The organism is Amycolatopsis sp. NPDC049691, from assembly GCF_040675005.1.
Classification (GTDB): domain Bacteria; phylum Actinomycetota; class Actinomycetes; order Mycobacteriales; family Pseudonocardiaceae; genus Amycolatopsis.
On sequence record NZ_JBFANX010000017.1, the window covers coordinates 119,782 to 143,386 of the forward strand.

The window sequence follows — 23,605 nt, forward strand, 5'->3', positions numbered from 1 at the left end:
TGAGAACGCCGGGGCCGGTTCACAGGACCTCGGTCACAGCTGGTCGGGACCTTGGTCCCGGTGGTTCGGGCGACTTCGGCCGGCGCCTGCGGGGTGGCGCCCACCCCGACGCCCGATTGTGACTACGGACGGCAGCACCGCGTCAAGGCGGGAAAGCGTGCCTTGACCCGGCGCTGCCGTCCGTGTTCTGGCTTCGGATCGGGGTGCGGCGGGGTCTGGATGGGTGCCGGTCGGGCAGTCGGCTGCCGGTGAGACCGGCCGGCTCCCGCTTGCCGCGCCGGAGTTGTCCACAGCTCGCCGCGAATGTGGACAGCTCCGGCTCGGCGGCGGCTGTCGGCGGGGTTTGTCGCCCTCCGCCGATAGACTGGACAAGGGCACGCCCCCCAGGGAAGGGTGGGGTTCCGGCAAGGTATGTGTGCTGGTCAGGTGGGTATTCCGCGCAGGGCGAGGGCTCGAATGGGGTTGCGGGCGGTGTGGCGGAGTGCTTGGGCGGTGTTGGTGGCGCCGGTGTGGCGGTGTGCGCTGGTGGCGAGGTTGCGCAGGCTGGCCATGACACGGGGTGCGGTGCCGGTGCAGGCCCCGGGATTGGTCTTCGTTGTAAGTGACGTCACGGACCCGGTGAAGTTGTTCTCGATGCGCCAGTGGCCGCGGACGTACTGCCCGATCTGTGCAGGGTGGGCCCAGGGGCCGGTGAGGCTGGCCAGGCCGAGCACGGCGTAAGCGGAACGTTTCTGACTGGCGTGGTGGGTGCGGTAGCGCTCGATGAGGAACGCGTGCCCGGCGTGGGAAAAGCCGATGGCCGGATAGCCGAGAAAATCGCCCAGTTGCGCGAGCTGGATGGTGCGGCGCAGCGAGCGCCGGAATCGATCCGATCGAGTGCCGCACACCCCGCCGATCTCGTGGATCAGGGGCAGCAGCGTCGATGACCGGGGCCAGACGATCAAGCACGACAGGGATCAGGCACGACTGCGCAGCGGGCACGGCTCTCTCACACGATCATGGGACCTAGACAATCACATGAGCAACGAGCACCGTGCCCGCCCTACAACCAGACCAAACGACTTTGCCGGAACCCTGCCAGGGAAGGGCGGGGACCGCCGGCGTCAGGCTTCGGCCGCCAGCCGCTGCGTTACCGGCAACACGTCCTGGGCCAGCACCGGCCGCAGGAACACCGCCGCCACGCGGTGCTGTTTGTCCAGCACGATCGTCGACGGGATGATGTTGCGCGGGTAGCCGCTCAGCTTGAGCAGCACCCTCCCGTCCGGGTCGTAGATCGACGGGTACGTCAGCTTGCGGTCGCGGACGAAGTCCTGGGCCACCTCGCGCGCCGGGTCGCGGACGTCGATGCCCACCACCTGGACGCCCTGCTTGGCCACCGCCTCCATCTCCGGCACCTCCGTCCGGCACGGCCCGCACCACTGGCCCCACAGGTTGAGCACCACGACCTTGCCCGGGAAGTCCGCCAGCGACAGCTGCTTGCCCTCGTTCATCAGGTCCTCGCCCGCCAGCACCGGCGCGGTCTGGCGCTGGGCGAGGTCGTACGTGATGTCGACCTTGCCGCCCGGGGAGACGAAGCTGAAGCTGCTCCCCTGCACCACCGCGTCCTTGCCGCTGCTGCACCCGGCCAGAAACGACAGCGCGAGCAGGCCCACGAGCAGCCGTTTCATGCCCCGGTCACCTTCGGGTCCGTCGTTCCCGCCGGCTCGCTGTAGACGATCTCGCGAAGCTCGTCGCCGTCGAACACCAATGACGTCAGCGACGCCAGCGAGCACTGGCGGCGCCGCGGGTCGTGCCACAGGCGCTTGCCCTCGAGGAACCGCCGCAGCGTCCAGATCGGCAGCTGGTGCGAGACGCACAGAGCTTCGTGGCCGAGAGCCGCGGAGCGGGCCCGGTGCACCGCACCCAGCATCCGGTGCGCGATCTCGATGTAGGGCTCGCCCCACGACGGCTTGAACGGGTTCACCAGCTTCGGCCAGTGCTTGGGCTCGCGCAGGGCGCCGTCGCCGACCGCCACGTGCAGGCCCTCGAACTGGTTGCCCGCCTCGATCAGGCCCTCGTCGGTCGCGATGTCGAGGCGGTGCGCCGCGGCGATCGGGCCCGCCGTCTCCTGCGCCCGCTGCAGCGGCGACGCGACGACGTGCACGAGGTCGTGGCCGGCGACGGCCTCGGCGACCGTCAGCGCCTGCCGCTGCCCGCGCTCCGAAAGCCGGTAGCCCGGCAGGCGGCCGTAGAGGATCTTTTCGGGATTGTGGACTTCGCCGTGCCGGAGCAGGTGGACGACGGTGGTCACTTGACCGCCTCCGCCGCCGCGCGCGCTGCCGCCGGCAGGGCCGCTTCGATCACCGAGAACGCTTCGTCGTCCATCGCCGCGTTGACGAACCAAGCCTCGTACGCGCTGGGCGGCCCGTACACGCCCGCGTCGAGCAACGCGTGGAAGAACGCCGGGTACCGCCACGTCTCGGACGCCTGAGCGCCCGCGTAGTCGCGTACGGGCGCTTCGCCGAAGAACACGCTTACCAAGTTGCCCGCGTACTGGACGTTGTTCGCGACCCCCGCTTCGCTCAGCGAGCGGCGGAAGAGGTCGCCGAGCCGCTTCGCGTTGGCGTCGAGCGCCGCGTACACGGCGTGGTCGGCCGCGCGCAGCGTCGCGAGGCCCGTGGCCACCGCGACGGGGTTCCCGGACAGCGTCCCGGCCTGGTAGACCGGCCCGCCCGGGGCGAGCTTCGCCATCACGTCGGCGCGGCCGCCGAAGGCCGCGGCCGGCAGCCCGCCGGACATCACCTTGCCGAACGTGTAGAGGTCGCCGGCCACGCCTTCGAGGCCGAACCAGCCCGCGCTCGAGACGCGGAACCCGGTCATCACCTCGTCCATGATGAGCAGCGCGCCGTGCTCGTGGGCCAGGTCCCGCAGGCCGGCGTTGAAACCGTCCTCCGGCGCGATCGCCCCCATGTTCCCGGCCGCGGCTTCGGTGATCACCGCGGCGATCTCCCCCGGGTTGTCCACAAAGGACTTCCGGACGGCGTCGAGGTCGTTGTAGGGCAGCACCAGCGTGTCGGCGGCCTGGGCGCCGGTCACGCCCGGCGACGTCGGGAGCCCGAGGGTCGCGACGCCGGAGCCGGCCTGGGCGAGCAGCGCGTCGACGTGACCGTGGTAACACCCGGCGAACTTCACGATCTTCGACCGGCCGGTGAAGCCCCTGGCCAGCCGGATCGCGCTCATCGTCGCCTCGGTGCCCGAGTTGACCAGGCGCACCCGCTCGACGGGCTCGACGCGGTTGACGATCTCCTCGGCCAGCTCGACCTCGCCGATCGTCGGCGTGCCGAACGACAGCCCGGACGTCGCCGCCGCGCGCGCCGCCTCGACGACCGCCGGGTGCGCGTGGCCCAGGATCATCGGGCCCCAGGAGGACACCAGGTCGACGTAGCGGTTGCCGTCGGCGTCCCACAGGTGCGGGCCCTCGCCGCGGACCATGAACCGCGGGGTGCCGCCGACGGAGTTGAACGCCCGGACCGGCGAGTTCACCCCGCCCGGGATGGCCGCCTTCGCGCGGTCGAACCATGCCTTGGACTGCTCGGTTCCAGTGCTCACCGGTTCAGTCTCGCAAACCCGCCTAGGATGGCGGGCAGCCGCCCGGGAGGGAACAGCCGGTGACCGAACGCGCCCCGCAGCGCAACCCGTGGCTCATGCTGGGCGCCTTCCTGGGCGTCGTCGCCGTCGTGGCGGTGGTCGCCGCACTGGCCGCGACCTCGGCGAAGGACGTCTACGCGCGGCTCGAGCAGCCGTCGTGGGCCGCGCCGGCGTCCTGGTTCGGTCCGGTGTGGACGGTGCTGTACGTCACCATCGCGGTGGCCGGCTGGCTGTACTGGCGGACCGACGGCGAGACCCGCGGGTTCGCCGCCTACGGCATCGGCCTGCTGGCCAACCTCCTCTGGACGCCGCTGTTCTTCGAGGGCGGGGCGGCGAAGGCGGCGCTCGTCGACATCGTCGTGCTGGACGTCGTCGTGGTCGTCACGATCGTCCTGTTCGCCCGCCGGTCGAAGGCCGCCGCCGCGCTGCTGGTGCCCTACCTCGCCTGGATCCTCTACGCGACGGCGCTCACCGCCGCGATCGTCGCGCTCAACTAGCGCGCCGCCTGCTGGGTGATGGCCTGCGCGGTCACCGTGCCGTCCTCGCCCGCCTGGCCCTGCACGACGACCGTCGCGCCCGGTTTGAGGTCGGCCAGCTTGCCCTGCTGGGTGACGCCGACCGTGGTCGAGTCCGATGTGGACACCTTGACGTCGGTGCCCTGAGCGGTCTTGACGTAGACCGTGGTGCCGTCGACGCGGTCGACCGTGCCGGTGGTGCCGCGGCCGCCCGCGCCGCGGAAGCCGCCGCCCTGCTGGCCGGTGCCGCCCTGCTGACCGCCTTGAGCCGCACCGGTGGGGCGGGCCGGCGTCGAGGAGGACGACGAGCCGAACGCCGCGTGCGTCCAGGCGCCGCCGCCGAACGCGATCGCGAGGACGACGAGCCCGGCGAGCACCAGCGTCGTGCGGGAGAACGGCTTCGCGGCCCGCCGCATCTCGGCGTTGAGATCCCCTTCGACCGCCGGGCTGGCGACGATCTCCTCCGCGCTCGGCGGCGGGCTCGTGGTGGAAGACATGCGAAGACTCCTTATTCGTGACGCAGGGCGTCGATGGGCCTGAGCTTGGCGGCCCGGTTCGCCGGGAAGCTGCCGAAGAACAGCCCGATCAGGGCGGATACCGCGAACGCGAGCAGGATCGACGAGGGCACCACGACCGGTTTGATGCCGGAGATGGTGAACCGGCTGCCGATCAGCCCGATCGCGACGCCGAGCAGCCCGCCGAACAGGCTGAGCATGGTCGCTTCGGCGAGGAACTGGCCGAGGATGGCCGCCCGCGGGGCGCCGATGGCCTTGCGGATGCCGATTTCGCGGATCCGCTCGGTGACCGTGACGAGCATGATGTTCGTGACGCCGATCCCGCCGACCAGCAGCGAGATCGCCGCGACCGCCGCCAGCAGCACGGTGAACGTCTCGGTCGCCGACGTCCGGGTCGCGAGCAGCTGCTCGGAGTTCTGGATCTGGTAGTCGGCGGTGCCGCCGAGCCGGATGCCGTGGCGGGCGTTGAGAATGGCGGTGATCTCGGACTGGGCCAGCGACACGGAATCGGCGCTGGTGGCCTGGACGGCGATCTGGCTGAGGCTGCCGTAGCCGGCCAGGGAGTTCTGCACGGCCGAGATGGGCGCGATGGCGACGTCGTCGGCGTTCTGCAGGCCGGTGCTGCCCTTGGCCTGCAGCACCCCGATCACGGTGAACTGGATGCTGTTGAGCAGCACGTTCTTGCCGACCGGGTCGACGGTCCCGAAGATCGACTCCGCCGTCGTCGGGCCGAGCACGACGACCTTCCGCGCGGCCGTGACGTCTTCGGCGGTGAACAGCTGGCCCTGGGCCAGCTCGCGGTTGGTCGTCGTGAAGTACGCGGGCTCGGTGCCGGCGACGCTGGAGATGTCGTACGACGTCTGCCCGTAGGTCGCGGTCGCCGTCGTGTTGACCACCGGCGACGCGGCCTTGACGTCCGGCGCGCCGACGGGGTCGACGAGCGCGTGCGCGTCCTGGACGGTCAGCGGCCGCGCGGACGCGCCCTGTCCGCCGCCGCGCGCCGGGGAGACGTTGACGACGTTGGTGCCGAGGCCCTGGATGCTGGCCGCGATGGCCGCCGACGCGCCGTTGCCGACCGCGACGAGCAGGATCACCGCGGCGACGCCGATGGTGATGCCGAGCGTGGTGAGCGCCGAGCGCAGCTTGTTCGCGGTGAGCCCGCGGACGGCGAAGCGCAGGATTTCGAGGAAGTTCACGTGAGCGCTCCGGCCGCGCGGGTGATCTCGTCGGACACGATGAGGCCGTCGTCGACCCGCACCACGCGGCGCGCGTGCTCGGCGACCTCGTCTTCGTGCGTGATGACCACGATGGTGCGCCCGAGCCGGTTGAGCCGGTCGAACACGCCGAGGACGTCTTCGGTGCTGCGGCGGTCGAGGTTGCCGGTCGGCTCGTCGGCCAGCAGCATCGCCGGGCCGGTGACCAGGGCGCGGGCCACGGCGACGCGCTGGATCTGGCCGCCGGACAGCTCGCTCGGCAGGTGCTTGGCGCGGTCGGACAGGCCGACCATCTCCAGTGCCGCCAGCGCGCGCCGCCGCCGTTCCGACCGCTTCAGTCCACTGTAGACAAGCGGGAGTTCCACATTGGACAAGGCCGACGTCCGCGGCACCAGGTTGAACGACTGGAAGATGAACCCGATCTTCCGGTTGCGCAGCAACGCCAGTTGCCGTTCGTTCAGCTTGCCGACGCCGAAGCCGTCGAGCAGGTACTGGCCGGAGGTCGGGACGTCGAGGCAGCCGAGCATGTTCAGCAGCGTCGACTTGCCCGAGCCCGAGGCACCCATGATGGCGACGTACTCACCGGGCCACACGGCGAGGTCGACGCCGCGCAGCGCGTGCACCGCCGTCTCGCCGGCGCCGTAGGTCTTGCGCAGCCCGGAGACCGCGATCACCGGCTTCGCGCGCGCCGGGTTCACCCGCGGCCGCCGAAGCCGCCGCCGGCGCCCGTGCCGGTGCCGCGCTGGCCGCCGCCGGGGAAACCGCCGGTGCCGCCGCCCGGGAACCCGCCGGTGCCGCCGGTCCCGGTCCGGCCGGTGCCGGTGGTGCCGGTCGAGGCCCCGGTGAGCACGACGTTCTCGCCCTCGGTCAGCCCGGAGGTGATCTGCACGGTCGACTCGCCGCGGATGCCGACCTGCACCTGCCGCGGCACGTTCTGGCCGTTCTCCTGCACGGTGACGATGTTCGTGTTGCCGGCGGTGGTCACGGCCGCGGCCGGCACGCTCAGCGCGTTCTGCGCCTCCGCCACGGTGATCACGACGCTCGCCGACTGGCCGGGCCGCAACCCGTCCGGCGGGTCGGTCAGCGCCAGCTGCGCGCCGTAGGAGACCACACTGCCGCTGGTCGTCGGGGTCAGGTTGATGCTCGAAACGGTGGCCTGGATCGGCTTGTCCGGCAGCGCGTTGAGCGTGACGGTGGCCTTCTGGCCGGTCTTGACCTTGCTGACGTCGATCTCGGCGACGGAGGTGTTGACGACCAGGCCGGTCATGTTCGTGATGGTGATGAACCCGCTGCTGGAGCTGCTGCCGGACGAGGCCGCGGCGCTGTTCGACGAACCCTGCCCGCCCTGGCCGCTGCCGCTGCTGCTCGACGTCGACTGCGAGCTGCTCGCCGAGCCGCTGGAGGACTGCTGCCCGACGGTGCCGTTGATGGCGGTGACCGTGCCGGCGCCGGGCGCGTAGAGCGTGGTGTTGTCGAGCGCGGTCTGCGCGGTCTGGACGTCGAGCTGGGCCTGGTCGAGCTTCGCCTGCGCCGAGGTGACGTTGTTGGCCGCCGACTGCGTGCTGTTCTGGGAGTTCTGCCCGGTCGCCGGGGTGTCTTCGGCGTCCTCGGCGGAGTCCAGGCTGTCCTGCGCGACCGCCAGGTTCGCCTTCGCGACCTGAAGCTGCTTCGCCGCCTGCGTGCTGTCGATGGTGGCGAGCTTCTGGCCGGCGCTGACGACGTCGCCGACCTTCACGTCGATCGAGGTGACCTTGCCCGCCGTCGAGAAGTTCGCCGCGCCGGTGTAGCTGCTGGCGATGGTGCCGGCAGCGGAGATGGTCTCGGTGACCGTCGCGCGGCGCACCGGCGTGCTGCGCGTCTGCGCCTGCGCCGTGTTCGGTTCGGGGCTGAATGCCTGGTATATCCCGAAACCCGCCCCGGCCAGCAGTACGACCAGAGCACCGTTGATCACCCATGCCTTCGAGGCACGCACGCGCGTCATGCGGCAACCCTGCTGCCGCTGCTTAGCAATTGACTGTTCGTTCCCTGTGCGGGAGCTGTGTATCAGGCCTTCGGGGCGCGGTGCCGCGCACGCACGGCGAGCAGCAGCTGACGCACCGCGTCGACCAGCAGGATCGCCGCCACGGTACCGAGCCCGATGGCGGCGGCGAGCATCCCGCCGAAGTACCGGTGCGACTCGAGGACGGCGCCGTCGTCGGTCCGCGTGACAACGCTCGCGCGGCCGCCGTGCCAGAGGGCGTAGGCGGCCCAGCAGGCGGTCACGGCGAGCACGACTTCCACGACGGCGACGAGCGTCCGCCACGGCTTGTGCAGCCGCGCTTGCGGGCCGGGGTCTTCCGGCGGCCAGAGCTCGGCCCCGGTGGGCTGCGGAAGGTCGATCACGGGAGCGATTTTCTCATGCTTCCTTCGGCGTCGCCCGGACGAGCCGGTCCAGCGCGTCCTTCAACGCCTCGACGTCCTTCGCCCACGCCAGGACCACCGTGCCGTCCGCCAGCTCGACCGGGAGCGAGTCGTACTTGCGCGGCACCGCCCAGCCGCCGCCGAGCACCCGCGCCCCCACCGGCGCCCCGACGTCCGTCACCGAGGCCAGCTGGTCCGCCGGGACCTTCTCCCGGCCCTGGCGCAGCTGCTTCGTCGTCACTTCCAGCGAAAGGAACCGGCGGCGCGCGTACACCCACGGCACCGTGATCACGCACAGCCCGAACCCGACCATCAGCCAGCCCACCACGTGCACCGGACCGCCGGTGACCAGCTCCGCCAGCGCGCCGAGCAGCGCGAACACCGGGCCCCACCCGATGGCGGCCCAGCTCACGCCCGATTCGGCGTAGAGCCGGTCGCTCACGGCTTGCGGCCGGCCTTCGGGAAGTAGTCGCGCACCGACGGCAGGTACATCAGGACGAGCGCGATGACGAACAGCAGCGTCGCGATGACCGACGGCAGGTTGCTGAACAGGGCGAACTGGAACAGCACGCACGCGATCGCCAGCCACGTGAGCACCGTGCGCGCCGAGCGGGTGCCTTCGCGGGCCTTGTACGCGAACAACGCCATCAGCAGCGCGAACACCACCGCGCCGACGAACAGGACCCAGACCAGCGTGGTCGTGCCGCTCGCGATCGCCGCCGCGTCGAACTGGCGGCCCGCCTCGCGGTTCTGCTTGACCAGCTGGTCGATCAGCTGCTGCTTGAGAACCAGGGTGAGCACCTGGCCGCCGATCAGCACGAGACCGCCGGCGAGCCAGAACCAGAAGGACACCCGCACGGGCCCGGGCGGCGTCACCTGCGTCGCGACCTGGCCCGGCAGCACCGGGTCCGGCGAGCGGCCCAGTTTGCGCCGTTCGTCGTCGGTCAGACCCGTCAGGTCCTCTTTGTCGTCCACGGGGGGACTCTAATACGTCAGTCCAGCCAGGCAGCGGCCTCGGCGGCCCAGTACGTGAGGATCAGGTCGGCGCCCGCGCGGCGGATCGACGTCAGCACCTCGAGGACGGTCCGCTCCCGGTCCAGCCAGCCGTTCGCCGCGGCCGCCTCGACCATCGCGTACTCGCCCGAGATGTTGTACGCCGCCACCGGCACCGGGGAGATGTCCGCGGCCGCCTTGATGACGTCCAAATAGGACAGCGCCGGCTTGACCATCACCATGTCCGCGCCCTCGGCGAGGTCCAGCTCGATCTCGCGCAGCGCCTCGCGGCCGTTGCCCGGGTCCTGCTGGTAGGTCTTGCGGTCGCCCTTGAGCTGCGAGTCGACGGCCTCGCGGAAGGGGCCGTAGAACGCGCTGGCGTACTTCGCGGAGTAGGCGAGGATCGCCTTGTCGCGGTGGCCCGCCTCGTCGAGCGCGCGGCGGATGACACCGACCTGGCCGTCCATCATCCCGGACGGCCCGAGCACGTGCGCCCCGGCTTCGGCCTGCGCGACCGCCATCTCGGCGTAGACGCGCAGGGTGGCGTCGTTGTCGACCGCGCCGTCGGCGTCCAGGACGCCGCAGTGGCCGTGGTCGGTGAACTCGTCGAGGCAGGTGTCGGCCATCAGCACGGTGGCGTCGCCCAGCTCGTGGCTCAGGTCGCGCAGTGCGACGTTGAGGATGCCGTTCTCGTCGACGGCTCCGGAGCCCTCGGCGTCCCGCGTGGCCGGGACGCCGAACAGCATGAGCCCGCCGACACCGGCGTTGACCGCGTCGACGGCGGCCTTCCGCAGCGTGTCCCGGGTGTGCTGGACGACGCCCGGCATGCTCGCGATCGGCCGCGGCGCGTCGAGGCCCTCGGCGACGAACATCGGGAGGATCAGCTGGCGTGGCCGCAGCGTCGTCTCACCCACCAGCCTGCGCATGGCCGGGGTGGTGCGGAGCCTGCGGGGACGATGCTCGGGGAACACCCTTACCAAGTTACTCCCGCGCGCCCCGGCGGGGTTCCGCAAGGGTGCTTGACGCCGGTTCGCGCGGACGATTCGGTACGGGGGTGACCGAGTACGTCGAACGCCTGCCCGTGCCGCGGCTGGCGCCCTTCGTGCGGACGGTCTGGTTCCAGCGCACCGGCGACGAGCCGTACGTCCAGCGGCACCTGCCGACCGGTGGGGTCGAGCTGCACGTCCCCCTCGGCGGCCGCCCCCGGTTGCTGGGCCCGCTGACCGCGGCCCGGCTCGAGGTCATCCCAGCCCGCACGACCCTCGTCGGCGTCCGGTTCCACCCGGGTGCCGCGCCCCCGCTGCCGGTGCCCCTCGACGAGCTGGTCGACCAGCACGTCGACCTGGCCGACGACCGGTTGGCCGAAGCCGTCGCCGCGGCCGCGTCCCCGGAGCACGCCCTCGAGGTCCTTCAGGCCCGGTTGCCGGGGAAAGCCGTGGACCCGCTGGTGGCCGAAGCCGTGCGCCTGCTGATGCCGTGGCACCCGGTCGACATCGACACCCTGGCCGGGCACCTCGCGCTCTCCCCCAGCCAGCTGCGCCGCCGCTGCCTGCGCGCGGTGGGCGTCGCGCCGAAGGTCCTCCAGCGGACGCTGCGGTTCCAGGGCTTCCTCGCGCTGGCCCAGGCGGGCGCCGGTGGCCCGGCCGGGCTCGCCGCCGACGCCGGGTACGCCGACCAGGCCCACCTCGGCCGGGAGTGCCTCCGGCTGACCGGGCTCACCCCGCGGGAGCTGCTCGGCGGCAGTGTCGAGGAGTGCGCCTGCGGCCACGACCACTCGGCGTCCTACCTGCCGTTCCTGCGCGATTCGTTCAAGAACCGCCGGCTCGGCGTCCCTAGCCTGGCGCGATGATCCTCGTCACCGGCGGGCTCGGCATGATCGGCGCCCACACCGCCCGCGCCCTGCTGCACCTCGGCCACGAGGTGGTCGTCACCGCCCACCGGCGGGTCGAAGTCCCATCGTTCCTCGCCGGCCGGGTCACGGTCGAACAGCTCGACGTCACCGACCGCGACGCGTTCCTCGCGCTCGGCTCGCGCCACGACATCAGCGACATCGTCCACCTGGCCGGCAGCATCCCCGGCGACGACCCGGTGGACTTCTTCCGCACGGACCTGACGGGTCTGCTGAACGCCCTCGACGCGGCCCGGACGTGGGGCGTCCGCCGGTTCGCCGTCGCGAGCAGCCTCGGGGTGTACATCGGCCGTCCCGAGGTTCCGTGGACCGAAGACCTCGCGTTGCCGACAGCGTCTCTGCCGCACCTGATCATCGCCTACAAGAAGGCGGTCGAGCCGCTGGCGACGCACGCGCTCGCGGGCAGCGGCGTCCAGCCGGTCCTGCTGCGGATCGGCACGATCTGGGGTCCGCTGGTCGACCCGCGGTCACCGTTCTGCCCGATCCCATCGCTGGTCAACACGGGCACCTCGCACATGCAGGCCGACGACGGTGGCGACGTCTGCTACGCCCCCGACGCGGGCCGCGCGATCGCCCTGCTGACCACGGCTGCGACGTTGAACCACGAGGTCTACAACGTGTCGAGCGGCCGCCCGTTCACGTACGGCGAGTTCGCGTCGGCCCTGGGCGTAACCCTTCAGCCGGGCGGCGCGAACGGCCCGTACCTCGACATCTCGCGGCTCACGGAGGACACCGGCTTCAAGCCGGAGTTCGACGTCCCGGCTTCGGTGGCCGACTACCTGAAGTGGCGCGAGACCAACCCCCGCTGAAACGACCGAAGGCCGCCCCGACCGGGGCGGCCTTCGTCGTGAAGAACCTCAGGAGCGGCGGGCCCGCTTGGCCTTCCGCGGCGGCGGCAGCGCGCCCTCCGCCCGCAGCCGGGCAGCGTGCTCGGCCAGCGCGTCCACCAGGTGCGGCACGTCCGCCTTCTCCGGCTGGACGTCGACCCGCAGCCCGAACTCCACGGCGGTCTCCGCGGTCTTCGGGCCGATGCACGCGACCAGCGTGCGGGTGTGCGGCTTGCCGGCGATGCCGACCAGGTTCCGCACGGTCGAGGACGAGGTGAAGCAGACCGCGTCGAAGCCGCCGGTCTTGATCATCTCGCGGGTCTCGGCGGGCGGCGGCGCGGCCCGGACGGTCCGGTAGGCCGTCACGTCGTCGATCTCCCAGCCGCGGTCGCGCAGCCCGGCCGACAGCGTCTCGGTGGCGATGTCGGCCCGCGGCAGCAGCACGCGGTCGACCGGGTCGAGGACGTCGTCGTACGGCGGGAACTCGGCCAGCAGGCCTTCGGAGGACTGCTCGCCCGACGGGACCAGCTCCGGGATGATGCCGAACGAGCGCACCTTCGCCGCGGTCGATTCGCCGACGCAGGCGATCTTCACGCCGGAGAACGCGCGGGCGTCGAGCCCGAACTCCTCGAACTTCTCCCACACCGCGCGGACCGCGTTGGTGGAGGTGAAGACGATCCACTGGTAGCGGCCGTCGACCAGGCCCTTGACCGAGCGCTCCATCTGCGCCGGGCTGCGGGGCGGCTCGACCGAGATGGTCGGCACCTCGTGCGACGTGGCGCCGTGGCCGCGCAGGCGCTCGGCCATCTCGCCGGCCTGCTCCTTGGTGCGCGGCACCAGGACCTTCCAGCCGTACAGCGCGCGCGACTCCCACCACGACAGCTTCGAGCGCTGCCCGGCGGCCTGGCCGATCGTGACGATCAGCGGCCCGACGAGCTCGCCCGCGTCGTTGGCGACCTTCTCGAGCGTGGTGTCGAGGGTGCGCTGGGTGTTGATGGTGCCGTTCGCGGTGACCGCGACCGGGGTCGACGCCGGGACGCCGTTGCCGGTCAGCGCCGACGCGGCCTCGGCCAGGTGCGCCGACGACGCGTGCAGCACCAGCGGGCCCGGCGAGGCGGCCAGGGCGGCCCAGTCGACGTCGCCGCGGACGTCGACCTCGGTGTGCGTGCCGCCCAGCGCGACGCCCGCGTACGCCGGGACGGCCGCGCCCGGCGAGACGCCCGGGATGACGTCGAACACGGCGCTCGTGCGCGCGACCGCCTGCACCTCGGCCACCACGGCCGGGGTGGTCAGCGGGTCGCCCGCCACCAGGCGCAGCACCAGCCGGCCGGCCTTGGCCTCGGCGGTGAGGTCCTTGGCGACCTCGGCGGCCTCGCCGACGGCGGGCCGGACCTCGGCGCCCTCGGCGGCCATGGCCAGCACCGCCTGCGGGACGTCGGGGTCGGTCACCACGACCTCGGCCTTGGTCAGCAGCTCCTGGGCACGGACCGTGAGCAGGCCGGCGTCGCCGGGGCCGGAGCCCACGAACGCTACGCGCCCGGTGGTCTTTCGCGCGGGGGTCATCTGTGCGTTTCTCCTCTTGCGGCGGCCGTGCGGGATCGCACGGACGCAGGTCTCCTACACGTCTTTTCCGAAGCGCTCGCGAGAGCGCTACTGAGCGGGGCCGGAGAGGGCTCCGGCTCCGAGGTCCAGCAGCTCGGCGGCCAGGTCCTTGCCCAGCTGGGCGGCCTGGTCCTTGTCGGCGAGCGCGGAGGCCCGGACCATGTCCACCGCGCCGTTCTCGCCGTCGACCGCGGCGGTGCCGCGCAGCGAGATCCGTTCCACGACCTTGCCCTCGGCGTCGAGATCTTCGACGATCTCGGCGAGCGCGCCCACCGGCGCGCTGCACCCCGCCTCGAGCGCGGCCAGCAGGGCCCGCTCGGCCGTCACCGCGACCCGCGTGCCCTCGTCGTCCACTGTGGACGCGAGCAGCTGCTCGATGTCCACGTCCGCGGACCGGCACTCCACCGCCAGCGCGCCCTGGGCGGGCGCGGGCAGCATCTGGATCGGGTCGAGGGTCTCGGTGATCGCCTCGGCCAGTCCGACCCTGGCCAGTCCGGCACGCGCGAGCACCACGGCATCCAGCTCGCCGTCGGTCACCTTGCGCATGCGGGTGTCGATATTGCCGCGAATCGGCACGATTTCCAAACCGAGACCCAGCGCACGCAGCTGCGCGGTGCGCCGGGCGGCGCCGGTGCCGACCGTCGAACCCGGCGGCAGCTCGCCCAGGGTCAGCCCGTCGCGCGCGATCAACGCGTCCCGCGGGTCTTCGCGCGGCGGCACGGCGGCGAGCGTGATGCCCGGCTCCGGCGCGGTCGGCAGGTCCTTGTAGGAGTGGACGATGACGTCGACTTCGCCGCGCAGCAAGGCTTCCCGCAGCGCGGAGGTGAACACGCCGACGCCGATCGTCGCGATCGGCGCCATCGACTTGTCGCCGGGGGTGGTCACCGTGACGATCTCGACCTCGACGCCGGTGGCGCGCAGGGCGTCGGCGACGGTCCCGGTCTGGGTCAGCGCGAGCTTCGAACCGCGCGTACCCATGCGAATGACTCTGGTCACTGCTACTTCTTCTCTGGTGGGGGCTTCGGGCTCGCCACCGCGGCGGGTGCCTGCGGGTCGAGGCAGAACAGTTCTCGCAACGCGTTCGCGTAGTCGGTGTCGGCCGTCTCGGCGGCCAGCTGCTTGACGCGCACCGTCGGCGCGTGCAGCAGCTTGTCGACCACCCGGCGGACCGTGCGGCCGACCTCTTCGCGCACCGCGCCGTCCAGTTCGGGCAGGCGGTTGTCCAGCCGGAGCAGTTCGGCGTCGACGACCTCGGCCGCGCGGCGGCGCAAGGCCGTCACCGTCGGGGTCACTTCGGCGCTGCGCTGCCCGGCGAGGTAGTCGCGGACCTCGTCGAGGACGATCCCGGTCGCCTTGGCCGTCTGGCGCTCGGTGGTCGGGGTGCCGGCTTCGCGCATCCGGCGCTGGATCGTGGCCAGGTCGACGACCCGGACGTCGGCCAGCTCGCCGACCGCGGGGTCGACGTCGCGGGGCAGGCCCAGGTCGCAGACGACCAGAGCGCGGCCACCGCGCGGCAGCACGTGCTCCGGGCCGAAGACGGCGTCCTGCGCGCCGGTGCAGCAGATCACGACGTCGGCGTCGCGCACCGCGTCGGCGACCCCGGACAGCGGGACCGCGCGGGCCGGCACGCCCTGCTCGGTGACGTTCGCGGCGAGCCGGCGGGCCCGGGCGTCGGTGCGGTTGGCCACGGTGATCTCGCCGATCCCGGCCTTGCGCAGCTGCGACGCGCTCAGCGCGCCCATCGAGCCGGCGCCGACGATGACGGCGTGCTTGCCGGTGACGTCGCCGGCCGCGGCGAGCGCTTCGGACACGACCGACGCGCCGAGCTGGTCGAGCCCGGTCTCGGTGTGCACGCGCTTGCCGACGCGCAGCGTGGTCTGGATCAGCTCGTGCAGCGTGCGGCCGACGGTGCCGGCCTCGCGCGCGGTGGCGTAGGCGGACCGGATCTGGCCGAGGATCTGCGTCTCGCCGACGACCATCGAGTCGAGGCCCGAGGTGACCGAGAAGAGGTGCTCGACCGCGGCGCCGGCGTAGTGGACGTACAGGCTGTCGTAGAGCTCGGCGGTTTCCATCCCGGCCTGGCGGGACAGTACGCGGGTGACGTCGTCGAGGCCGCCGTGGAAGGTCTCGACGACCGCGTAGACCTCGATCCGGTTGCACGTCGAGACGAGCATGACCTCACTGACGTGGTCGGCCTGCTGCAGCTCGTCGAGCACCTTGCCGATCTCGGGCGCGGGGATCGCGACGCGCTCGAGCGTGCTCAGCTCCGCACTGCGATGCGAGAGACCGACCGCCAACACGCTCATGAGCGCACCACCATTTCCCGTCCGCCGTCCGGACCCGAACCGTTCCGGCCGCCCTTCCCATTGTCGGACGGCAGGCCCGCACCCGGTAATCCGGAATTGCCCTGATTGCCGGCGGCGTCGTCCGCGCGGCGGGCCACATGGAACGAGAGTATCTGCAGCTCCACGGCCAAATCCACTTTGCGGACCTCGATGTGAGCAGGAACCTGCAACACGACCGGGGCGAAGTTGAGGATGCACTGGACACCGCCCGCGACCAGGCGGTCACACACCGACTGCGCGGCGGTCGGCGGGGTGGCGATCACGCCGATGGAGATGCCGCGTTCGGCGCAGATCCGCGGGATGTCGTCCATGTGCGACACCGGGAGGCCGCCGACGGGCACGCCGATCAGGTCCGGGTCCAGGTCGAACAGGGCCTCGACCGGGAAGCCGCGCCCCGGGAAGCCGCCGTAGTTGGCCAGGGCGTGCCCCAGGTTGCCGATCCCGACCACGGCGACCTTGTGCTGGCGGGTCAGGCCCAGGATCCGCTCGATCTGGCTGACCAGGACGCTGACCTCGTAGCCGACGCCGCGGGTGCCGTACGAACCGAGGTAGGAGAGGTCCTTGCGCAGTTTCGCGGAATTGACGCCGGCCGCCTGCGAAAGCTCTTCGCTCGAAACGGTCGTCGCGCCCTGTTCCGACATTCCGGACAGCACGCGGAGGTAGACGGCGAGGCGGGCGACGGCGGCTTCCGGGATCGACTTCGCCCGGACGGCCTCGGGGGCATCCCCGTTGCGCTCGGCCGGGACCGCCGGCATTTCCGCGGTGGGGGCGTTGTCGGCGTCCGGCGTGGCCGGGCGGCGGGACCGTCGTGGCGGCCGGCCGGCGGAGTCCGCTCCGTCGCGCCTCCCCCGCTGTGTCACCACGCCGTCGTCTCCTGCCCGCTGTGCACCCGGCGGCCATCGCCACGGCCGTTCCGAACTGTGTCTTGACCCAAGGCGCGAGGTCCGGTTCGATGCGGACCGCCCGGGGGCGATGGCCCTACGGTAGACCACTTGTGAACGCGCGCACAAAGTCACTGGTCGGAGGCGGTTCCCGGCGGCCGGCGCGACCCACGCGATCATGACACCGCGTCAGAATCCTTGCCGGGCAAGGCACTTCGGGCGGTCAGCTCGCGTCGAGGCTCACCGAGTGCCAGCCGGTTGCGCCGTCCGGGACCGGGTCCGCGCGGTTCTCCGTCTGCGTGTAGCCGTCCTGGTCGGTCGCCCGGACGAACGCCTGGTGCGTCCCCCTCGGCACGTCCAGCTCGATCCACCACATGCGCCAGGTGTCCTTGCTCACCTCGGCCGACAGCACCGCCGGCTGCCACGCGCCCTGGTCCAGCCGGACCTCGACCTTCGCGATGCCGGTGTGCTGGGCCCACGCCGTGCCGGCCAGCCGGACCTTGCCCGCGCTCACCTTCGCGAAGCCGGTCGGGGTGTCGATCCGGGACTCCGTCTTGATCGGGGCCTGCTCGGCCCAGCCGCGGCTGAGCCAGTACGCCTGCCGGTCGTCCCACTTCGCGAACTCCAGCGACTGCACCCACTTCGTCGCGGACACGTACCCGTACAGGCCCGGGATCACGATCCGCGCCGGGAAGCCGTGCTCGATCGGCAGCGGCTCGCCGTTCATGCCGATCGCCAGCATCGCGCCGCGCCGCGGGTCGAGCGCGACGTTCGCCGGGGTGCCGCACGTCCAGCCGTCGACGCTGGTGGCGAACATCTGCTCGGCGCTCGCGTGCACGCCCGCCTCGTCGAGCAGGTCCACGAGGTCGACGCCGAGCCAGGTGGCGTTCGAGATCAGCGGGCCGCCGACCTCGTTGGACACGCACGTCAGCGTGACCCGCCGCTCGACCAGCGGCCGGTTGCGGATGTCGGCGTAGGAGAAGGTCACCTCGCGGTCGACCATCCCGTGGATCTTCAGGCTCCAGTCCTCGGTGCGGATCTGCGGGACGACCAGCGCGGTGTCGATGCGGTAGAAGTCGCCGTTCGGCGTGATGAACGGCGGGGAGCCGAGCTTCGCGAAGTCGGCGTCGGCCGGCAGCGGCGGCGCGGTCCGCGCGGGGACGAGCGGCCCGACGGCGGCCCGTGAGTCCTCGGCGTTCTTGCTGGTCCCGGCGACCTGCCCGACGATGGCGGCGACGCCCGAACCGGCCACGACGCCGACGCCGGCCCGGAGGAACTTCCGGCGGTCGAAGCCCCGGTCGTGGCCGACGTCCGGCGGCAGCGCGAGCCGGTGCAGCCAGGTGAACACCGCGAGCCCGGCGGCGAGCGCGGCGACCGGCGCGAGCAGCGAGACCTGCCCGAGGTCGCTGCGCGCGTAGACGGCCGCGACGCCGGCGACCCCGAGCACGAAGACGAGGACCTGCCCGGCGCGGGGCGTCCGGCGCGAGAGCTGCCCGGCCAGCAGCGCGAACAGCACGAGCACCACGGCCAGCCCGATCTTGAGGACCGGCTTGTCCCAGGTGCCCAGCGTGCGCTCGGCCCACTTCACGATCGGAGTCGGGCTGTGGTCGATGACGTAGTTGGCGACCGCGATGAACGGCGAAGCGGTGTAGCCGACGAAGCCGGCGACGAGGTGCCCGACGCCGAGGGCGGCCGCCAGCGCGAGCAGCCCGATGAGGGTGGCGACGGGCAGCGAAAGCCGCCGGGGCGCTTCGGGCGGCGCTTCCTGCAGAGTGCTCACGCCTCCATCTTCGGAGCGCGGGCCCGGAAAGGCTGCCCGTAACGGCTTACGAGCGTGTTACGGCTCAGGCGAGGGCCTTCCGCAGCCGGTCCTCCTCCACGCGCCAGTAGCCGTGCTCGGCGCCGTCCACCAGGATCACCGGGACGCGGTCGCCGTACTCCGCGCGCCACTCCGGATCGGTGTCGACGTCCTCCGCGCGCCAGGACACCCCCAGCTCACCGCAGATCCGCGCGACCTCGGCCTCCGCGACCTCGCAGAGGTGGCAGCCGTCCCGGCCCATGACCGTCACTTCGTGCGCCATGCCGTCCTTCCTACCGCAGCCGGATCCGGCGCAGCTTGCCGGTCGCCGAGTGCGGCAGCGACTCGGCGAACTCGACCGCGTGCGGCACCTTGTACCCCGCGAGGTGGGCCGCGCAGTGGTCGACGACCTGCTGTTCCGACAGCGACGCCCCGGCCACCGGCACCACGAACGCCTTCACCGCTTCGCCGCTGCGCTCGTCGACGACCCCGACGACCGCCGCCTCGGCCACCTCCGGCAGCTGCCCGATGACCTCCTCGACCTCGCGCGGGAAGACGTTGAAGCCGTTGACGATGATCAGGTCGTTGGCCCGGTCGACCAGGTGCAGGTCGCCGTCGGTGTCGAGGTAGCCGACGTCGCCGGTGCGGAACCAGCCGTCGGCGTCGGGCCCGTGGTCACCGTCCGGCCAGTAGCCGGAGAACAGGTTGGCGCCGCGGATCGACACCAGGCCGGTCTCGCCCTCGGCCTCGAAGACGTCGTCGACGTCGTCCGGGTCGAGGGGCACGGCCTGGTCGGTGCCGTCGCTGTCGACCAGCCGCAGCTCGACCCCGGGCAGCGGCCGCCCGACCGAACCGGGCTTCGGGTAGCCGGTGACCAGCGTGGACGTCACCACCGGCGCGCACTCGGTGAGCCCGTAGCCCTCGAAGACGTCCAGGCCGGTGGCCTCGCGGATCGCGCCGAGCACCTTCGGGTGCAGCGGCGCGGCACCCGAGGTCATCCGCCGGACGGTGGTCAGCTTCGCGCGCAGCTCGTCCGTGCCGAGCGCGGCGAACTCCGTGTACATCGTCGGGACGCCGGTGATCGTCGTGACGCCGTGCTCGGCGCAGTCGTCCAGCGTGCGCTGCGCCTCGAACCGCTCGGACAGGATCGCGGTCGCGCCGGCTTCGACCGCGTGCAGCAGGCCGGGGCCGAGGCCGTAGACGTGGAAGAGCGGGATGGTGATCAGCACGCGGTCGTCGTGCGCCAGCGCGCCCTCGACGCCGCCGATCTGCGCCAGGTTCGCCAGCAGCGCGCGGTGCGACAGCATCACGCCGCGCGGCGGGCCGGTGGTGCCCGAGGTGTAGGAGACGACGGCGATGTCCTCGCCGGCCCGGCCGGCATCGACGGATTCGACTGCTCCATCCGGGTCGGATTCCGGCGTGAGACCGGTCACGCCGTCCGGCAGCGCCTCTTCGGCGTCGCGCGTGATGACAACCTTGGCACCGCTGTGCTCGAGGAGCTTCTCGAGCTCGGGTCCCGGCGCCTGCGGCGACAGCGGCACGACGATCGCGCCGGCGCGCAGCGCGCCGAAGAAGGCGACCACGAAGTCCACCGACGTCGGCAGCCGCAGCGCGACCCGGTCGCCGGGCTCCACGCCGGCGTCCGCGAGCCGCCCGGCCTGCGCCCGCACGGCGGCCTCGACCTGGCGATAGGTCAGGCCGCGTCCGGTGCCGGTCTCCTGGACGGCCGGGTGGTCCGGCCACGTCGCCGCGGCCCGTGTGAGCAGCCCGCCGACCCCCTGCTGCGTCCCCTCTGGAGCACTCACGCGCGATCCACCTCTCCTCGCCCGGCCCAAACCGTTGCAAGTCTGTCATTCGGAGCGACGTCATGGGTGCTGACCGCGAGCGTCGCGTCTGCACAACCCCGGAGCCACTACCTACTTCGCGGTAACTACACGTATGCTGCACTGCGTCGTGGGGGTGGTGGTGATCACCACCACGACCGGAGAGAGGGAGTCGCCGTGACGAACTTGCTTGCCCACGAGGTCGTGGGGCACGCGAGCCGGCAGGCCCCTGCTCGCCGGTGTTCCGGGGGTACCGTGGCCCGCTGGGCCAGCTTCGCCGCCGGAGGTGCCGCCCGATGACCGTGCCGACCGCCGTGAGCCGCGGGCCCGTCTTCATGTTCGCCGAGCGCGTCTTCGGGCGCTCGGCGTCCGTGCCGGTGAGCAGGCAGGCGGCCGACGACGAGCGCGCCGAGGCGGCCAAGGCCGAGGCCTGGGACCTGGTGCGTGCCGCGCAGGACGGCGACACGTCCGCGTTCGGCCGGCTCTACGACCGCTACGTCGACGTCGTCTACCGGTACGTGCTGTTCCGCCTCGGCGACCGCGACCTGGCCGAGGACGTCACCAGCGAGACGTTTCTGCGCGCGCTGCGCCGGATCACGTCGGTGAGCTACCAGGGCCGTGACGTCGGCGCCTGGTTCGTCACCATCGCCCGCAACCTCGTGCTCGACCACGTGAAGTCGAGCCGGTTCCGCCTCGAGGTCGTCACCGACGAGGTGACCGAGCCGGGCTCGGCGCCGTTCAGCGTCGGCGCGAGCGTCCAGGCGGGTCCCGAGCAGGAGGCGATCAGCCGCGCGACCCGCACCGAGCTGCTGCGCTGCGTCGCCGAACTGGGCGACGACCAGCGGGAATGCATCATCCTGCGGTTCCTGCAGGGGCTTTCGGTGGCGGAGACGGCCGAGATCATGAACCGCAACGAGGGCGCGATCAAGGCGCTCCAGCACCGCGCGGTACGCCGTTTGGCACAACTTCTGCCCACGGGATTGCGCTGATCCCGCGAACTTTTCTGCCCGTCGACCGAAACCGGTAACCCTGACGGCTTCTTAATCGTTACTCCTGCCAGACCGGTGTCAGGACCGGTTGTGGCCCGAGATGGAGCAGCGCAGTGAGGTTTGCGCGTGAGCGAGCCGAGATCGACCGGTTCGCGCGTGCCCTGGAGCCGTCCCCGGTACGCCGGGACGGCGAGTTCGCCGACGAGCTGGCTCTCGTCGGCGCCCTGCGCGAGCTCGGCGCGGCCGGGGCGCCGGACCTGGAGACCCGGCAGCGGATCCGCGCGGAGATCGCGGGCCGCCTGGAGTCGGCGGCGGTCACCCCGCGTCGGAGGTGGCGGCCGCGGACCGCCGACCTGGTGGCCGCCGCGCTCTTCCTCTTCCTCGTCCTCTCCGGGTTGACGCTGATCCTGTCCCGCAACGCGCTTCCGGGCGACCCGCTCTACGGCGTCAAGCGCGCCGGGGAGTCGACGGCGCTGGGCCTGACCTTCGGCGACGAGGCCAAGGCCCGCAAGCACCTGGAGTTCGCGACCAACCGCGTCACCGAGATGGGCGAGCTGGCTTCGGAAGGCGCGAGCGAAGCCGACTACCGGACGGCCTACGACGACTTCGCGGCCGACCTCAAGGCCGGCGTCGCCCAGATGGCGACCGTGGCGACCAGCGACGGCGGCGGCGCGCAGGCGCTGTCCGACGTCCGGCTGTGGGCCCGCAACCAGGCGGCGCGGCTCGCGGCGCTCCCGGCCGCCTCGGCCCCGGTGTTCGACGACGTCCGCAACCTGCTCGGCAAGGTCCAGGAGCGCACGAGCGGGCTGGCGGCGCGGATGAACTGCTACCAGATCACCACCGGGACGTCCGACGACCTCGGCCTGATCCCGGCGACCGGCGAGTGCACGCAGCGGCCGGTGCCGTCGTCCGGCGGCGAGCCGACGTCCGCGGCGCCGCAGTCGTCGACCGAGAGCACCGCCCCGGTCCCGACGGGCACGCAGCTGCCGCCGTCGAACGCGGCGTCGACGCCGGGCCTGCCCGCGCCGACCGGCGGGGTCACCCCGCCGCCGGTGTACGGCCAGGTGCCGACGACCACGCCGCGACTGCCGGTGACCTCGACCACGCAGCCGCCGCCGCTGGTTTCGATCCCGCCGCTGCTGCCGGGTCTGCCGCCGATCGTGATCGGCTGAGGTCCGGGCCACACCTGCGACGGCGCGGTGGGCGGCTCGCTACGCTGTGCGAAGGGACCCGGGACGTGGCCGGACGTGGGCAGACGTGGAGGCGGTGTGCGTGTCAGCTTGGCGTGGCAGGGATAAGAGTCAGGAGCTGGAACGGCTCGCCACGCTCGCGGGCGAGGCGTCGGCCGAGGCCGCCCACGCCCTTTCCGAGCCCCCCGCGCCGCCCGCCCCACCGGACCTGACGGCGGCCGCGTTCTTCGACGTCGACAACACGATGATGATGGGCGCGTCGATCTTCTACTTCGCCCGCGGGCTCGCGGCGCGCAAGTTCTTCACGTCGTCGGACCTGGCCGGATTCGTCTGGGGCCAGATCAAGTTCCGCCTCGGCGGCCGCGAGAACAAGGAAGACATCAAGACCCACCGCGAGCGCGCACTGTCCTTTGTGGCCGGACGCACGGTGGCCGAGCTGACGTCGATCAGCGAAGAGATCTACGACGAGCTGATGGCGGACAAGATCTGGTCCGGCACGCGGGCGCTGGCCCAGATGCACCTGGACGCGGGCCAGCGCGTGTGGCTGGTGACGGCGACCCCGATCGAGCTGGCGGCGATCATCTCGCGCCGGCTGGGCCTGACGGGCGCGCTGGGCACGGTGGCCGAAACCCGCGACGGTGTGTACACGGGCCGCCTGGTGGGCGACCTGCTGCACGGCCGGGCGAAGGCCCACGCGGTCCGGGCGCTGGCGTCCCGCGAGGGGCTGAACCTCAAGCGCTGCACGGCGTATTCGGACTCGGCCAACGACATCCCCATGCTGTCGGCGGTGGGCACGGCGGTGGCGGTCAACCCGGACGGCGGCCTGCGCGACGTCGCGAGGGCGCGCGGCTGGGAGATCCGCGACTTCCGCACGGGCCGGAAGGCGGCGAAGATCGGCGTGCCGTCGGTCCTGGGCGCCGGGGCACTGGCGGGTGCGGTGGCGGCGGGCATGGCGTACCGCCGCCGCTGAGGCGTCC

Annotated in this window: 25 protein-coding genes; 6 read left to right on the top strand and 19 right to left on the bottom strand. The window is 72.3% G+C overall.

The features are described from left to right. Positions 1-422: 422 nt before the first annotated feature. From AB0J40_RS32920 to hemL, 4 genes are all read right to left on the bottom strand, one after another. Positions 423-944, bottom strand: coding sequence for a hypothetical protein (locus tag AB0J40_RS32920; protein ID WP_364460836.1), 522 nt, complete (start codon positions 942-944; stop codon positions 423-425). Positions 945-1,103: 159 nt separating this feature from the next. Beyond that, positions 1,104-1,667, bottom strand: a complete 564-nt coding sequence (locus AB0J40_RS32925) for a TlpA disulfide reductase family protein (protein WP_364460839.1) — start codon at positions 1,665-1,667, stop codon at positions 1,104-1,106. Next, a complete protein-coding gene (locus tag AB0J40_RS32930) occupies positions 1,664-2,290 on the bottom strand; it encodes a histidine phosphatase family protein (protein WP_364460842.1) in 627 nt (208 codons plus the stop codon). Before AB0J40_RS32930 ends, AB0J40_RS32925 begins: the two co-directional genes overlap by 4 nt. Then, the gene (gene hemL / locus AB0J40_RS32935; RefSeq protein WP_364460845.1) at positions 2,287-3,588 is read right to left on the bottom strand and encodes a glutamate-1-semialdehyde 2,1-aminomutase; all 1,302 of its coding nucleotides are present in this window, start codon (positions 3,586-3,588) and stop codon (positions 2,287-2,289) included. Before hemL ends, AB0J40_RS32930 begins: the two co-directional genes overlap by 4 nt. Positions 3,589-3,647: 59 nt before the next feature. Here hemL and AB0J40_RS32940 point away from each other — a divergent pair, with 59 nt between their 5' ends. After that, positions 3,648-4,124: a TspO/MBR family protein gene (locus AB0J40_RS32940; protein WP_364460848.1), complete on the top strand. Its 477-nt coding sequence runs from the start codon at positions 3,648-3,650 to the stop codon at positions 4,122-4,124. Here AB0J40_RS32940 and AB0J40_RS32945 read toward each other — a convergent pair. The 8 genes from AB0J40_RS32945 to hemB form a co-directional block, all read right to left on the bottom strand. Beyond that, on the bottom strand, positions 4,121-4,639 hold the full coding sequence (locus AB0J40_RS32945; protein WP_364460851.1) for a hypothetical protein: 519 nt from the start codon (positions 4,637-4,639) through the stop codon (positions 4,121-4,123). The genes AB0J40_RS32940 and AB0J40_RS32945 overlap by 4 nt on opposite strands. An 11-nt stretch (positions 4,640-4,650) precedes the next feature. After that, positions 4,651-5,853: an ABC transporter permease gene (locus AB0J40_RS32950; protein WP_364460853.1), complete on the bottom strand. Its 1,203-nt coding sequence runs from the start codon at positions 5,851-5,853 to the stop codon at positions 4,651-4,653. Further along, entirely contained in the window at positions 5,850-6,569 is a 720-nt protein-coding gene (locus tag AB0J40_RS32955) for an ABC transporter ATP-binding protein (RefSeq protein WP_364460856.1), read from the bottom strand. The genes AB0J40_RS32950 and AB0J40_RS32955 overlap by 4 nt, the downstream gene beginning before the upstream one ends. After that, a complete protein-coding gene (locus AB0J40_RS32960) occupies positions 6,566-7,852 on the bottom strand; it encodes an HlyD family efflux transporter periplasmic adaptor subunit (RefSeq protein WP_364460859.1) in 1,287 nt (428 codons plus the stop codon). The genes AB0J40_RS32955 and AB0J40_RS32960 overlap by 4 nt, the downstream gene beginning before the upstream one ends. 62 nt (positions 7,853-7,914) lie before the next feature. Continuing rightward, positions 7,915-8,253 (bottom strand): hypothetical protein, encoded by a 339-nt coding sequence (locus AB0J40_RS32965; protein ID WP_364460862.1) that lies wholly within the window; start codon positions 8,251-8,253, stop codon positions 7,915-7,917. Positions 8,254-8,266: 13 nt separating this feature from the next. Beyond that, on the bottom strand, positions 8,267-8,713 hold the full coding sequence (locus AB0J40_RS32970) for a hypothetical protein (RefSeq protein WP_364460864.1): 447 nt from the start codon (positions 8,711-8,713) through the stop codon (positions 8,267-8,269). Next, positions 8,710-9,246 carry a hypothetical protein gene (locus AB0J40_RS32975; protein ID WP_364460867.1) on the bottom strand — a complete coding sequence of 179 codons (537 nt, stop codon included), beginning with the start codon at positions 9,244-9,246 and terminating at the stop codon, positions 8,710-8,712. The genes AB0J40_RS32970 and AB0J40_RS32975 overlap by 4 nt, the downstream gene beginning before the upstream one ends. 17 nt (positions 9,247-9,263) lie before the next feature. Then, complete coding sequence (gene hemB / locus AB0J40_RS32980; RefSeq protein ID WP_364460870.1) at positions 9,264-10,235, bottom strand: porphobilinogen synthase; 972 nt, start codon at positions 10,233-10,235, stop codon at positions 9,264-9,266. Between the two features lie 83 nt (positions 10,236-10,318). On the opposite strand from hemB, the gene AB0J40_RS32985 reads away from it, so the two are divergent. Further along, a complete protein-coding gene (locus AB0J40_RS32985) occupies positions 10,319-11,113 on the top strand; it encodes an AraC family transcriptional regulator (protein ID WP_364460873.1) in 795 nt (264 codons plus the stop codon). Continuing rightward, positions 11,110-11,982, top strand: a complete 873-nt coding sequence (locus AB0J40_RS32990; protein WP_364460875.1) for an NAD(P)-dependent oxidoreductase — start codon at positions 11,110-11,112, stop codon at positions 11,980-11,982. The genes AB0J40_RS32985 and AB0J40_RS32990 overlap by 4 nt, the downstream gene beginning before the upstream one ends. Before the next feature lie 48 nt (positions 11,983-12,030). Here the strand turns inward: AB0J40_RS32990 and AB0J40_RS32995 are convergent, their stop codons facing one another. The 7 genes from AB0J40_RS32995 to AB0J40_RS33025 form a co-directional block, all read right to left on the bottom strand. Continuing rightward, positions 12,031-13,563, bottom strand: coding sequence for a bifunctional uroporphyrinogen-III C-methyltransferase/uroporphyrinogen-III synthase (locus AB0J40_RS32995; protein ID WP_364460878.1), 1,533 nt, complete (start codon positions 13,561-13,563; stop codon positions 12,031-12,033). Positions 13,564-13,650: 87 nt separating this feature from the next. After that, positions 13,651-14,580, bottom strand: coding sequence for a hydroxymethylbilane synthase (hemC, locus tag AB0J40_RS33000; RefSeq protein ID WP_364460881.1), 930 nt, complete (start codon positions 14,578-14,580; stop codon positions 13,651-13,653). Positions 14,581-14,600: 20 nt separating this feature from the next. Then, on the bottom strand, positions 14,601-15,908 hold the full coding sequence (locus tag AB0J40_RS33005) for a glutamyl-tRNA reductase (RefSeq protein ID WP_364460884.1): 1,308 nt from the start codon (positions 15,906-15,908) through the stop codon (positions 14,601-14,603). Beyond that, on the bottom strand, positions 15,905-16,810 hold the full coding sequence (locus tag AB0J40_RS33010; RefSeq protein WP_364460887.1) for a redox-sensing transcriptional repressor Rex: 906 nt from the start codon (positions 16,808-16,810) through the stop codon (positions 15,905-15,907). Before AB0J40_RS33010 ends, AB0J40_RS33005 begins: the two co-directional genes overlap by 4 nt. Positions 16,811-17,051: 241 nt before the next feature. After that, entirely contained in the window at positions 17,052-18,608 is a 1,557-nt protein-coding gene (locus tag AB0J40_RS33015) for a molybdopterin-dependent oxidoreductase (RefSeq protein ID WP_364460890.1), read from the bottom strand. 64 nt (positions 18,609-18,672) lie between these two features. After that, positions 18,673-18,909 (bottom strand): glutaredoxin family protein, encoded by a 237-nt coding sequence (locus tag AB0J40_RS33020; RefSeq protein WP_364460893.1) that lies wholly within the window; start codon positions 18,907-18,909, stop codon positions 18,673-18,675. A gap of 10 nt (positions 18,910-18,919) precedes the next feature. Continuing rightward, a complete protein-coding gene (locus tag AB0J40_RS33025; RefSeq protein ID WP_364460896.1) occupies positions 18,920-20,431 on the bottom strand; it encodes a long-chain fatty acid--CoA ligase in 1,512 nt (503 codons plus the stop codon). Between the two features lie 314 nt (positions 20,432-20,745). Between AB0J40_RS33025 and AB0J40_RS33030 the strand changes: the two genes are divergently transcribed. From AB0J40_RS33030 to AB0J40_RS33040, 3 genes are all read left to right on the top strand, one after another. Next, a complete protein-coding gene (locus AB0J40_RS33030; RefSeq protein ID WP_364460899.1) occupies positions 20,746-21,438 on the top strand; it encodes a sigma-70 family RNA polymerase sigma factor in 693 nt (230 codons plus the stop codon). A gap of 113 nt (positions 21,439-21,551) precedes the next feature. After that, the gene (locus AB0J40_RS33035) at positions 21,552-22,610 is read left to right on the top strand and encodes a DUF5667 domain-containing protein (protein WP_364460902.1); all 1,059 of its coding nucleotides are present in this window, start codon (positions 21,552-21,554) and stop codon (positions 22,608-22,610) included. Positions 22,611-22,710: 100 nt separating this feature from the next. Further along, entirely contained in the window at positions 22,711-23,598 is an 888-nt protein-coding gene (locus AB0J40_RS33040) for an HAD-IB family hydrolase (RefSeq protein WP_225439945.1), read from the top strand. Positions 23,599-23,605: the final 7 nt, after the last annotated feature.

What these genes read in the sequence shown, in the direction of transcription:
- AB0J40_RS32925 (WP_364460839.1), bottom strand. Translation starts at nt 1,667, where the DNA reads ATGAAACGGCTGCTCGTGGGCCTGCTCGCGCTGTCGTTTCTGGCCGGG.
- AB0J40_RS32960 (WP_364460859.1), bottom strand. Translation starts at nt 7,852, where the DNA reads ATGACGCGCGTGCGTGCCTCGAAGGCATGGGTGATCAACGGTGCTCTG.
- AB0J40_RS33020 (WP_364460893.1), bottom strand. Translation starts at nt 18,909, where the DNA reads ATGGCGCACGAAGTGACGGTCATGGGCCGGGACGGCTGCCACCTCTGC.
- AB0J40_RS32995 (WP_364460878.1), bottom strand. Translation starts at nt 13,563, where the DNA reads ATGACCCCCGCGCGAAAGACCACCGGGCGCGTAGCGTTCGTGGGCTCC.
- AB0J40_RS33030 (WP_364460899.1), top strand. Translation starts at nt 20,746, where the DNA reads ATGACCGTGCCGACCGCCGTGAGCCGCGGGCCCGTCTTCATGTTCGCC.
- AB0J40_RS33005 (WP_364460884.1), bottom strand. Translation starts at nt 15,908, where the DNA reads ATGAGCGTGTTGGCGGTCGGTCTCTCGCATCGCAGTGCGGAGCTGAGC.
- hemC (WP_364460881.1), bottom strand. Translation starts at nt 14,580, where the DNA reads ATGGGTACGCGCGGTTCGAAGCTCGCGCTGACCCAGACCGGGACCGTC.
- AB0J40_RS32990 (WP_364460875.1), top strand. Translation starts at nt 11,110, where the DNA reads ATGATCCTCGTCACCGGCGGGCTCGGCATGATCGGCGCCCACACCGCC.
- AB0J40_RS32945 (WP_364460851.1), bottom strand. Translation starts at nt 4,639, where the DNA reads ATGTCTTCCACCACGAGCCCGCCGCCGAGCGCGGAGGAGATCGTCGCC.